Source organism: Streptomyces sp. IBSNAI002 (assembly GCF_052244475.1).
GTDB lineage: Bacteria > Actinomycetota > Actinomycetes > Streptomycetales > Streptomycetaceae > Streptomyces.
Genome location: NZ_JBQPXG010000004.1, coordinates 53,254 through 64,536 on the forward strand (window position 1 = coordinate 53,254; position 11,283 = coordinate 64,536).

The following is an 11,283-nucleotide window of genomic DNA, read 5'->3' on the forward strand; positions in this document are numbered from 1 at the left end:
CATCCCCGGACAGTTGGCTGATCATCACCTCGCGCGGCCCGTAGCCGAACCGGCACAGTGACGCGATGGACGCAGGACTCGCCGCCGTGCTCGGCGCCACGGTCGGAGCACTCGGCGCAGGAGCGACCGGCCTGGCAGCGGCGCTCCTGGGCCGCAGCACGGTCCGCCACCAGGTCCGGGCCGAGAGCATGCGAGCCCTGCGGGAATCCCGCAGGACCACTTACCTCGCCTTCGCCGAGACGCATGCGCGCTACCTGGACCTGCTCTCGACGACACTGATACCCCTCGATCGTGTCGGGCGCTTTCCGGATGAACGCGAAACGTGGGTTGAGAACGCGCACAAGCGCTGGAAGCAGGCACTGAAGTACCGGCAGAGCGAGATCCAGAAGATCGAGGTCCTCCTCGCCCTGGACGCCACCCGCCCGGTGGCTGACGCCGCACTTGAGGTGAGAGAGAAGTTCACCCTTCTCAGCGGCGCGACTCGCCGTGCCATCGAGGCTCTCAAGGGGCAGGCACTGGATACCGGGCCGATCACGCCACCGCTGCCGGGCTACGTCCAGCTCCTAACGGCAGCTGGACTGGACCCCCAGGCGCCCGACCTCGGTGTTCTTCAGGACCGTGCGCAAGAGGCGTACAAGGCGTTCCTGCGCACCGCGGCTGATGCCGTCGGGGAGAACGGAGTCCTTCCCTCGGGCTGACGGCTTCATCCGACCGGTCGACGGGAGCTGGGCAGCGGTGCTTTCACCCCGGGACCCTGGTCCTGACCGGGGCTGGCCGACGCGCGGGTGCGGCGGGGTGCCGGTCGGGTTGGGGACGCGGGCGGAAGACTTCTGGTCATGGATGTTGAGTCGGTGGCGGTGGAGCTGTCCGAGCTGAAGCCGTCGGAGTTCACCGCGGCGCGGGACGAATACGTGGCCAAGGCCCGTAAGGCGGGCGACAGGCCGCTCGCCGCCGCGATCGCGGCGTTGCGCAAGCCGACGGTCGCGGCGTGGACGGCCGGCCTGCTGGCCCGCCGCCGGCCGAAGGAGGCGCACGGCCTGGTCCAGCTCGGCGAAGCGCTCCGTACCGCGCACCGAACGCTGGACGCCGGGCAGCTGCGGAAGCTGTCGCATGATCAGCACGTGGTCATCGCCGAGCTGGCGCGTACGGCGCGCGCTCTGGCCGTTGAGGCCGGGCAGGCGGTGAGCGAGCCGGTGCTGCACGAGGTCGAGCAGATCCTCCACGCGGTCCTCGCCGATGCCGACGTGGCCGCGCAATGGGAGGCAGGCCGGCTGGCGAAGGCTCCGGACGTGGTGTCGGGCTTCACCGGCCTGGAACCGCTGCCCGGTGCCGCTCCTCCTCCTCCTCCTCCTCCTCCTCCTCCTCCTCGGCGGCCGCCGGAACCCTCGACCGCCGAATCCACGGCGGAGCACGTCCGGCCCCCGGCCCGGGAGGGGGACAAGGGGGTGGCGCGAGCGCGCCGCGAGCGGGTGAAGGCGGCCCGGATGGAACTGGCCGAGGCTCAGGCGGAGGCGGCGCGCCTGGAGGCGGCACAGACCGCCGCGCAGGAGCTCATGGATCGCGCGGACGGCGCCGTCGCGGCGGCCGAGGAAGACGTCCAGGCCGCGAAGGAACGGCTGGGGACGGCACGTGCGGCGAGCACGAGCGCGGTCGTCGGCCTGCGGGAGGCCGGGCGAGCGGCTGAGAAGGCACGGGCGAGGGCGGAGGCGGCGGCCCGGAAGGTTGAGAAGCTGACCGGACCCTGAGGGGGCAGGTCAGGGCGCGGTGATCTCGGGCCACCGGTGATGACGGAACGTCTCTGGGGTGTGCCGGCTTCCCGGCGGCCAGGACCAGCCGAACGGTGCGGCCGGCGGATTCGCCCAGTAGTCCTCGAAGCAGTACGGCGGCTCGTGCACGCACACCGTCTTGCCCGCGCCGTAGGGTCCTTCCCGGGAGTTGCAGTCGTGGCACAGCAGCCCCCGGACTCGGCCCGATCGGTGATCGTGGTCGATCATGCGTGCCGGGAGCCAGCACCGGGCACACCGTCCGTCCTGCAGCTCGAAGAGTCGCCACCACACGTACCAGCGGGGGATCTTCTCGTGCGGCCACTGCCCCCGCAGCGGGCCTGCCACCCGCCCCGGTACGTGGGTCGCCCACCCAGGCCGCTGCGGATCACACCGCAGCCGGTGCGGAACCAGCACCGTGGCGACCGGCTCCCCCAGCTCAGCCTCCGGCAGCCGCAGACACCGACGACAGCGCTGGAGCAGCCCCTGCCGCACATCCCACAGGTGGAACAGGCCCGCCCCGAGGCGAGGACCCCGGGCCAGAAGCAGCGGCGGCAGCGGCCCTTCCCGGCGTTGCCGAGTACTCCGGGGACGCCGGCACGGCCACACCCCGCCCGGCCCCAGACTCCAGCGGTCGGGCACAGCGAGGTTCCGTACCGCCAGCACCGACCGCTCGGCGTCGGTGACCTGCTCGCGCTGTCCGCCTGCCATAGGCCGACCGTACGGCCGTCTCCCGAACTACGGGAGACGGGCAAGCCCCCCCAGGGGCCCTGGGCAAGCCCTTCCCCTGTCGGCCCGCTCCCTCTGAGGGGTCCGCGGGGGATCTACCGGGGGAGATCGGATTCCGGAGTGCCCTGGGCGAGAAAGTCACGCTCGGCGTCCCGGACACGCCGCTGCTCACGGCCGACCCGTACCTCCTGGAAGCCAGCGTGCACGAGACCGAGCACGACCACGCAGGCGCAGACCGTGAACCCGTTGTCCAGGTACTGGTCTCTCTCTGACGACCGCTCGCCAACGGCGACGCTGAAGAACCACACGTTCAGGAGCAGGAAGGCGCCCGTGCACCACAGGACGCCTATGGTGACGGGACGCCACATCCGCCGCTCGACGGGAAGACCGAGGCTGCTGCGCATCGCCCTGGTGGCGGCATCGGCACGCCGGGTCGAGATGGGCTTGGCGATGGCGCTCGCCGCGGCCGCCAGGAGCAGGGGCAGGACCAGGCTGATGGTGATGACCGGGGCCGCCTCGAGGAACTGGAGCGTCATCACCGTCGAGAAGGCCAGCATGAAGAGGGCCTGGGACAGGGCATCCCACTTGGCCGGCCACAACTGGTCCGCGCCCGTGCGCCACTTGGTCCAGCACCGCCAGACGACCCCGGCCGATATGGCCCAGAGCAGCGTGTAAAGCACCACTATCTTCACGGATCCGTTTCCCTCCCCCTCCTCGTCCGCACGTACGGAGAGGATTGCACCGAAGGGGGCTGGACGGTTGGCCGGGGCCATGGCTGCCAACCCGGATGAATCGCGCCATCATCCGCTGCTTCAGCGGCGTGATGACCTCATTGGCCCGCTCAAAGCAGGGCCTTCCTCCCTACTGGTAGCCGTGCCTCCTGCCGTCCGTGACGGCAGGAGGCACGACCTGCCCATACCGAGAGGACGCCCGTGGGACGACACAAGCCCGGCAAACCCCGACGCCGCCGCCTTGACGAGCTGCCCAGCAACATCCTGATCAGGGAGACCCGCCCCGGGGAAGGCAAGGAATTCACCGACCTCGCCGCTCTTGCCATGGAAGGGCACGGTGACTTCGACGACCGCGAGGTCATGCGGGACCTCATCGACGAAGACGGCCCGTTCGTGAGCCAGTTCGGAGCCGGGCGGTTCGTCTTCCTGGTCGCCGAACACACGCCTACCGCGCGCATCGTGGGAGTCTCCTCCAGCATCCCGCCCCTGTCCGTCCTCGGTGGAATGCAGCGTGACGGAGCCGACCCCGTAGCCCTGGGCGCCATCGCTATGGCCTACGCCAAGATCCGGGCTCTGGCCGTCACGGAGGACTACCGGCGTCAAGGAATCGCCTCAGCTCTCCTCATCAAAGCCATGACAGTTCACCGTGAGCACCGTGCGTTCTTGGCCTACGGGCAGTTCACCGCCGGGGATACCGGCCTGGCCCAGTTCTACCGGCGCCACGGGTTCACCATCCATGCCCCGGGCGAGCCGGTCATGCTTCCCAGCCCTTCCAGGCACCGCGATGTCGGCGCCGCACCACTCCCAGGCGAGCAGATGTTCTCGCGCGCGATCTGAACCTGCACACCCTTTTGTTGGCGCGGCAGGGCCGTTCTGCGGCCCTGCACCAGTGTGCCGTACCAGCCCCGGAGGGGTTGCACCGGAGGGCGGCTGGAGGGTTGTCTGCACGGTTGCATGAGGCGGGGGACCGCAGGTGTGACCGGGAGTGGGACCCCCTGAATCTGGTGATCTTGTATCCGTGCAGGTCAAGGGCCATGGGCAAGCCTCCTTTGGAAAACGACACCTCTTTGTCCGCGATAGCCGGACGAAGAGGTCTGTCCCGTGTCCGGGGGCTGGCAGCGCCGCAGGGGTACATGTACCGGTATGGCTCGTGAACGGATTCGGTGGCCCCTCGTCGTGGACCGCGCTCGGGAGATCGTGGACGGGTACGCGCCGCTGAAGGTCACGCTGCGGCAGGTGATGTACCGCCTCGTCTCCGAGGGCGTGCTGCCGCACACGCCGCCGATGTACCGGCGGCTGTCCGCGCAGCTGGCCCAGGCCCGGAGGGAGGGCCGTTTCCCCGATCTGATCGACACCATTCGCGAAGTCCACGTCCCGCCGGCCTGGCCGAGCGCGGACGCCTTCGTCGCCGAGATGCCCGCCTGGTTCCGCCTGGACCGCACCACGGGCCAGAAGCAGGCCCTGTACGTCGCAGCCGAGAAGGACACCCTCCGACAGCAGCTGACCGGCTGGCTCGAGTTCGCGGGCATCCCCGTGCTCGTGGTCCGCGGCTTCAGCTCCCAGTCCTACGCCGACGTCGTCCGCGACCGCGTCGCTCACGAGCAGCGCGGAGCCGATCTCGTGGTGATCGGTGACTTCGACTGCTCGGGTGAGGACATCGAGCGGGACTGGGTGGAGCGGACGGGCTGCTGGAGCTCGGTGACCCGGGTGCTGCTCACCTACGAGCAGGTCCGCGCGTACGGGCTCCCTGCAACCGAGGGCAAGCTCGGCGATCCGAGGTGGCCGGCCTTCGCCCGCCGCTACGGCTTCGACATCGAACGCCCAGTCCAGTGGGAGGTGGAAGCGCTGGAGCCGGACGAACTCCAGCGCCTGGTCCTCGCCGCCGTCGACCCGTACATCGACCGCGACGTCCTCGCCCAGCAGGTCGTCCGTGAGGAAGAACAGCGCCGCGCTCTGGTCGAGTTCCTCGACGAGTGGGGTCCCAGCGGCGGATCCTCCGCCTGAGCGTCTGCAACACAGCTCTGCAACGCGGGGTGCAACACACCTTGCGTTGCGGTTCTGACCTGCGAGATCACCTGTGGGTCGGGGGGCCGGATACGACTGTTTCGTCTCCTTCCGGTGGGTGTTTGAAAAGCGGATGTGTCCGCTGTTGAGGGATCTCATACTGGGTGGATCAAGCCATCACGAGCGGCGGGATCTCGACTCGTCTGGGCCAGGTCCGCCGTTGAGCGCCGAGGGCAGCGTGGCCCTTGGAGAGGAACGCGCCGATGCTGTTGCTGTCCGTGGAGATCGAGACGTTCCGAAACTTCACCACCAAGCAGACGATGCAGGTGGAACCTGGTGTCACGTGCCTGATCGGCAAGAACGAGTCGGGCAAGACGACCATCCTCACCGCCCTCCACCGGCTGAACCCGGCGAACAACCCGGACCGCTTCCAGGTGACCACCGACTACCCGAGGCGTCGACTCGCCAGGGACAAGCGGGAGAAGAACCTGGAGGACGCTGTGCCGGTGCAAGCCACCTTCGCGCTGGAAGAGGCAGATCTCGACGCCCTGGAGACCGTGCTCGGCGTGCGGCCGCCGACTTGTACCCGGGTGAAGGCGCTTCGTACCTACGGCGGCATCCTGCAGACCCAGCTCTGGTGCGACCTCGACGTCGTGCTGGACCAGGTCCTCGACGACGCAGGGATCAACGACCCGGCCGACAGAGCAGCTCTGGCAGAGAAGCACGAGTCCGTCGCCGCGGCAGTCGCCGCGGCGAAGGCCCACGCCAAGGAGCTCAAGGACGAGAAGAGCACCGCGCGGGCCAAGGCGGTCGAGAAGATCGCCGTGGAGCTCAACAAGTACAAGGTGTTCGTGGAGGACGACCTGGACCACGACCAGGACGCGGCGGTCATCAGCCTGCTGCCGAAATTCTTCTACTTCTCCACCTACGAGCTGCTCCCCGGCCAGTGCGACCTCCACGCATTGGCTGCCCGCAAGGAGAACGGCGACCTGGTCAAGGGAGACGAGACCATGCTCTCGCTCCTGCGGATCGCCGGCGAAGGCCCCCAGGACTTCCTGGACGACGACTACGACAGCCGCAAGGCCGAGCTCCAGGCGGCCAGCATGGACCTGAGCGAGCAGGTCTTCGAGTACTGGAAGCAGAACGACGCGCTCACCGTGGTCTTCGACACCGACCTGGTCCCCATGCCGCCGGATCCGAGCACCGGCCAGCCTGTGGACCACCACCGCCTCCTCAAGGTCGAACTGCGCGACGAACGACACGGGGTGGAGACCAACTTCTCCACCCGCTCGACCGGCTTCCAGTGGTTCTTCTCGTTCCTCGCCGCGTTCAGCGCCTACCGGGACAAGCCCGAGCGCGTCATCGTCCTGCTCGACGAACCCGGCACCAGCCTCCACGGAGAGGCGCAGGGCGACTTCCTGCGCTACATCTACGGGGAGTTGGGCACCAAGCAGCAAGTCCTCTACACCACGCACTCCCAGCACATGATCGATCCCACCCGGTACGAGACCATGCGCGCCATCCACGACCAGGCGACCCGCGAGAACCCGACCCTGGGCGTCGTCATCACCCCCGTCAGCCTGTCCGCCGACCCCAAGACGATCCTCCCGGTCGAGGCCGCGCTCGGCTACTCCGTCGCCCAGCACCTCTTCCTGGGCTCCGGGCCGCACCTCATGGTGGAAGGCAGCAGCGACTACGTCTTCCTGATCCGCCTGTCCGAACACCTGATCAGCCAGGGGCGTACGGGGCTCGACCCCAGGCTCTCCATCATTCCGGTGGGGGGCATCGGCACCATGCCGGCCTTCGTCGCGGTGTTCGGCCGGCGCCTGGGGGTCCGTGCCCTCATCGACGGGGCGGAGGCCACCAAGGTCACCTCCAAGGTCTTCGCGGCCGCGGAGGCCGTCGGCGTCGACCCGGCCCACATCACCGTCCTTGGCCAGGTCGACGGCCTGCCGGACACCGCCGACATCGAGGACTTGTTCACCACGAAGGACTACCTCTGGCTCTACAACAAGGCCACGGGCAGCAACCTGCAGGAGCCGGACCTGATCGTCACCAAGGTCCCCACCGCGATCCTGATGCGGCTGAAGATCACACGGGAGAAGCGGAGCCAGTCCGGAACGTTCGACCACGTCGGTCCCGCGCACCAGCTCACCAGCGACCGTGACGCATTCTTCGCCCAGGTCGACGACGAGACGCTGGACCGGTTCGAGAACCTCTTCAGGATGCTCAGCGCGTCCTCCTGAGCACCCCTGCAGCGTCGGAGTAGATCAGTGGCCTTCCGGGACGAGCATCCCGGAAGGCCACACAACGACTACACCCAGTCCACGCCCAGCGCGGCGAGCGCGGCGAGCTGCTCGGTGTCGAGCTTGTCGCGCCGGGCCTTGGTGTTCGAGACCCACACGCCCAGCTTGACCACCACCGGCTCCGCCTCGCCCTCGACCGCAACCTCCTCGCCGTGGGCGCGCGGCACCGGCCGGTGGGCACCTTCCCGCTCGACCCACTGCGCAAGGGCTGCCAGGCCCCGCTGGAACGCCTGCTGCGCCTTGCCCGGCCCCTTCGCTGTACGCCCGACTGCCGGGGCCGGAGGCGGCGCCTGAGTGGGCTCCACGCCCAGCGCAGTCAGCCGTGCCTGCTGCTCGGGCAGGAGCCGGCCCCAGGTGGCTGGCTGCTTCTGCTGCTGGAGCCAGCGTCCGATGTCGTCGCCGTCCATGAGTACGCCGGGCGCGATGTCGGGCAGCTGTCCGTCGGCGTCGACCAGGTCGGCCAGGACGCGCTGGTGGCGCTGCCAGTCGAGTGGCCAGGGGCAGTTCCAGTCCTTGTCGATCGCGGTGAGCTGCGTGGCCCGGGTCGTCGCGGTGTCCTCGTTCTTCCCGAGTCCGTTCTTGGCGCCCTTGCGCCGGAGGTTGGCCATGTACTGCCCGATGGGCATCATCTCGTCGTTCTCGCCCCAGATCGCGTCCTGGCGGGGCGCGAGGTGTCCGGTGGCCCGTCGGTACGCCCGGAGCGCGGCGAGTTTGGCCTCCCACGCCTCTTCGCCGGGCTCCCAGACCATGCCGGCTTCGGGGGCGTCCAGGAGCAACTTGCGCCGGTCCTCGAGTTCCCCGGCGCGCAGGGCCTTGCGCTGCTGGTGCACCCATCGCCCGAGCGGGAAGTCCTTCGTAACACCGACCTCGGTTTCCGTGTCGTACGGGACGGCGTACACCCCGGTGATCCCGTTCTCCGCCCTCCACCGCAGCAGGGCCTGGTAGCCCTCGAGCCACACGAGCGATTCGGGCCGGTAGACGCGCGTGCGGAGGAACGCCGCGATGGCGGCTGCGCCGCGCGGGCTGGAGAAGTGGAGCAATGCGGATTCGGCGGCGGCGTCAGCGCCGTCCCCCTGGTCATCGCCCCCGCCCTCACCGGTGCCGATGATGCGTCCGTCCTCGTCGCGTCGGATGTGGGTCCTACTGCGGCCGCTGGTGAGGGCGCGGGAGGCGAGTTGTTCGACGAGGTGGGCGTCATGCGAGCGCAGGCCCTGGAGGACGGCTACGAGGGGTGCGTACGAGGCGGAGGCGACCATGTCCTCGGGGTCTTCGTCGGCCTGGAGGAAGATCGGCACGATGATCCTGGCGACCTTGGTGCTGCCGTCACGGTTCAGCCGGAGCGCACGCCCGATGTTCTGCACGATCTCGACCTGGGAGCCGCGGGTGTCCGCGAAGCAGACGGCCTCGACGCCGCGCTCACCCGTGATGTCGACGCCTTCGCCGAGGACGCGTACGGAGGCGAGGAACGCACGGTGGACGCGCCGGTTGTTGGCGTCGATGCCGTTGGCGAACTGCCGTAGGGCCTCACGGCGCTCGGTGACGAGGTGGTCGCCGCACAGCCAGGCCGACCACACCCGGTCCGGCGGGACGTGGCGGCCGGCCTCCAGCTCGTAGAACTCCGCCTCGATCGACGACGTCGGCAGCTTCTCCGCAGCCGCCAGGTCGACGTCGGAGGTTTCGGTGGCGTAGAGCTCGGCGGCCGATTCGGGGAGTTTCTCGGCGAACGCGCGGGCTTCTTCGACCCGCTGGTGGAAGACCATGACCGTGCGGAGGTTGTACGCGGCGGCGTGCTCCAGGAGCGCGGTCTGCAGGAGCGCGAGCCGGCGCCCCCGCAGCGCTTCCTCGGAGAGCCCGAGGATGGGTGAGGGGTCGCGGATCTCCAGCACGTCGATCTCGAAGCCGGCGAGGATCTCGCGCTCGATGGCCTCGGAGAGTCCGAGCTCGGCGAGCCAGGCCCCGTACATCCCATCCGGGTCGTCGGCCATGCTCGCGATCTCCAGCTCCTGGCCATCCGCGCCGCGCTGCGGCCGGGCCGCCGCGAGGATGCGCGGGGTCGCGGTGAGGTAGAGCCGGTAGTCGGCGGGGATGCGGGTGTTGTCGTGGATCGCGGCCCAGGGGCGTCCGAGGTCGCCGGCGGTGCCGTGGGCTTCGTCGACGACGGCGAGGTCGAAGCCATCCATCGTCTGCCCGTACAAGCGCTCCCCGCCCGTCAGCGCGGCTTCCAGGGGCCCGCGGACCTGCCGCTGTCCCTCGGGTGCGGTCGGGTCCTCGCGGTCGACGAGGGAGGCGTACGTGGCGAGCACGACGACCGGTCCCGAGCCGGCCCAGAGGGCGAGCTTGATCGGGTTGGTGGTGGTGCGCACTCCGAGTTCGGTGAGCACGGGGTCGTTCTCCAGCGAGCACACGGCGACCATCGGGGCCCGGTGCCCGACCAGGCGCCACGCCTGCGCGGTCTGGGCGAGGAGGTCCAGGGTGGGGACGGTGACGAGGATCCGGCCGCCGGGGAAGCAGTCCAGGGCGCTCGCGGCAGCCGTGATGGTCTTCCCGGAGCCGGTCGCGGACACGATCGTGCCCCGGGCACCCTGCGGGGGCACAGACGACCTTGCAGGGAATCCCACCCACTTACGAAACGCAGAGCGCTGATCTACCTGGTGTTCCTTGAGCTGAATCACAGATACTCCCTGCCCTTCCGGCGGCTAATTCTGGCGGTTTTCAGACGGCTGCGGGAAATCATCTGGACGGCGAGAACGGAGGTACGGATACCCTGCCGTCCTCACCCACCACGACCCGCTCGGCGAGCTGGGCCAGGACCTCGACGGGCCGCAGGTCCGCCCGGTCAGCCGCCACCCGGATCAGCCGGCTGGGGCCCGCGGACAGCCACAGCTCCGCCCTCAGCTCATCCCGTTCGTCTTGCCGCCGAACCAGGTCCGCAGCATGCCCGGACAGGACCGCCTGACGCCTCTCAGCCCGGCTCCGCGCCCACTCAGAGCCCTGGACGTCCCGGTCCGGTTCGTACCGACTCCAAGAGCACTGGGCCATCAGGTCCCTGACACGCCGCCACTCCACGTGCTTGGCAGCCCAGATGCCGGCCACCCGCTCCGGCTCCGCCTCGTACTCGGAGAAGGTCCCGCCGACCAGGGCACGCTCAGCGGCCTCCTGCTCCCTGACGGCCGCCTCCGCGACCCGTTCTCCAACCGCGGTCAGAGGCAGACCGTCCCCCTGACGGCGAACCGAATCACGGGCCACGTCCTCAGCACTCCACACGCCTCGACTCCTTCCAGAGAGAGGAAAATCGGTTCTCAGCGAGAGACGGTTTGGAGACGTCTCCTATTTCTGCCAAGGGTACATACTGCATCTTGCTGATGCAGTGCTACACTGAAACCTGACACGATCGAGGGACCCGCACTCTCTCCTGTTGCCAGCCGGGCCCGCGGAGCGGGCCTGTAGGGGTCTGGAGGCGAAGCCGGAAGACCCCGTCTGGGTGGGGGAGTGCAGCGGACCCACCCATCGCGGCCGCGGAGCGGCCTTGACGCCCCGCCACCTACCGCCCGCACCACACCCGTTCACCACCACCCCCAAGGCCGGGTGCGGAGCACCTGGCCCGCCTGCCCGCGCAGCGGGCCGGCGCCCTGGATGCCCGGAGCGCAGCGCAGGGCATCCGCCCCGGCGAAGCCGGGGCAAGGCCCGCGCAGCGGGCCGCCCAGCCCTCGCGCAGCGAGGGCCTTCACTTGCACATCGCGCAGCGATGTG

General features: G+C 69.5%; 10 protein-coding genes. 5 read left to right on the forward strand and 5 right to left on the reverse strand.

Annotation, left to right across the window (positions count from 1 at the left end; translation table 11 throughout):
• Positions 1 to 65 precede the first annotated feature (65 nt).
• Together ACTVZO_RS41720 and ACTVZO_RS41725 are read left to right on the forward strand one after the other, a co-directional pair.
• Positions 66 to 698, forward strand: a complete 633-nt coding sequence (locus tag ACTVZO_RS41720) for a hypothetical protein (protein ID WP_443303825.1) — start codon at positions 66 to 68, stop codon at positions 696 to 698.
• A gap of 138 nt (positions 699 to 836) precedes the next feature.
• Entirely contained in the window at positions 837 to 1,745 is a 909-nt protein-coding gene (locus tag ACTVZO_RS41725; protein WP_443303826.1) for a hypothetical protein, read from the forward strand.
• Between the two features lie 9 nt (positions 1,746 to 1,754).
• On the opposite strand, the gene ACTVZO_RS41730 is transcribed toward ACTVZO_RS41725, so the two are convergent.
• Together ACTVZO_RS41730 and ACTVZO_RS41735 are read right to left on the reverse strand one after the other, a co-directional pair.
• Positions 1,755 to 2,474 (reverse strand): endonuclease domain-containing protein, encoded by a 720-nt coding sequence (locus ACTVZO_RS41730; RefSeq protein WP_443303827.1) that lies wholly within the window; start codon positions 2,472 to 2,474, stop codon positions 1,755 to 1,757.
• A 113-nt stretch (positions 2,475 to 2,587) separates the two neighbouring features.
• Positions 2,588 to 3,184: a hypothetical protein gene (locus tag ACTVZO_RS41735; protein WP_443303828.1), complete on the reverse strand. Its 597-nt coding sequence runs from the start codon at positions 3,182 to 3,184 to the stop codon at positions 2,588 to 2,590.
• Between the two features lie 240 nt (positions 3,185 to 3,424).
• Here ACTVZO_RS41735 and ACTVZO_RS41740 point away from each other — a divergent pair, with 240 nt between their 5' ends.
• The 3 genes from ACTVZO_RS41740 to ACTVZO_RS41750 all read left to right on the forward strand — a co-directional run bounded on the left by ACTVZO_RS41740 (position 3,425) and on the right by ACTVZO_RS41750 (position 7,473).
• On the forward strand, positions 3,425 to 4,060 hold the full coding sequence (locus ACTVZO_RS41740; RefSeq protein WP_443303829.1) for a GNAT family N-acetyltransferase: 636 nt from the start codon (positions 3,425 to 3,427) through the stop codon (positions 4,058 to 4,060).
• A gap of 339 nt (positions 4,061 to 4,399) precedes the next feature.
• On the forward strand, positions 4,400 to 5,227 hold the full coding sequence (locus tag ACTVZO_RS41745; protein ID WP_443303830.1) for a hypothetical protein: 828 nt from the start codon (positions 4,400 to 4,402) through the stop codon (positions 5,225 to 5,227).
• 263 nt (positions 5,228 to 5,490) lie between these two features.
• Positions 5,491 to 7,473, forward strand: coding sequence for an AAA family ATPase (locus ACTVZO_RS41750; RefSeq protein WP_443303831.1), 1,983 nt, complete (start codon positions 5,491 to 5,493; stop codon positions 7,471 to 7,473).
• Positions 7,474 to 7,541: 68 nt separating this feature from the next.
• Here the strand turns inward: ACTVZO_RS41750 and ACTVZO_RS41755 are convergent, their stop codons facing one another.
• The 3 genes from ACTVZO_RS41755 to ACTVZO_RS41765 form a co-directional block, all read right to left on the reverse strand.
• Positions 7,542 to 10,205 carry a Helicase associated domain protein gene (locus ACTVZO_RS41755; RefSeq protein ID WP_443303832.1) on the reverse strand — a complete coding sequence of 888 codons (2,664 nt, stop codon included), beginning with the start codon at positions 10,203 to 10,205 and terminating at the stop codon, positions 7,542 to 7,544.
• Between the two features lie 58 nt (positions 10,206 to 10,263).
• Positions 10,264 to 10,797: a hypothetical protein gene (locus ACTVZO_RS41760; protein ID WP_443303833.1), complete on the reverse strand. Its 534-nt coding sequence runs from the start codon at positions 10,795 to 10,797 to the stop codon at positions 10,264 to 10,266.
• A 299-nt stretch (positions 10,798 to 11,096) separates the two neighbouring features.
• The coding region (locus ACTVZO_RS41765; protein ID WP_443303766.1) for a hypothetical protein at positions 11,097 to 11,283 on the reverse strand (187 nt) is incomplete at its 5' end.

Bases quoted from the DNA above. Each gene is read 5' to 3' on its own strand.
- ACTVZO_RS41720 (WP_443303825.1), top strand. From the start codon at position 66: ATGGACGCAGGACTCGCCGCCGTGCTCGGCGCCACGGTCGGAGCACTC.
- ACTVZO_RS41750 (WP_443303831.1), top strand. From the start codon at position 5,491: ATGCTGTTGCTGTCCGTGGAGATCGAGACGTTCCGAAACTTCACCACC.
- ACTVZO_RS41725 (WP_443303826.1), top strand. From the start codon at position 837: ATGGATGTTGAGTCGGTGGCGGTGGAGCTGTCCGAGCTGAAGCCGTCG.
- ACTVZO_RS41730 (WP_443303827.1), bottom strand. From the start codon at position 2,474: ATGGCAGGCGGACAGCGCGAGCAGGTCACCGACGCCGAGCGGTCGGTG.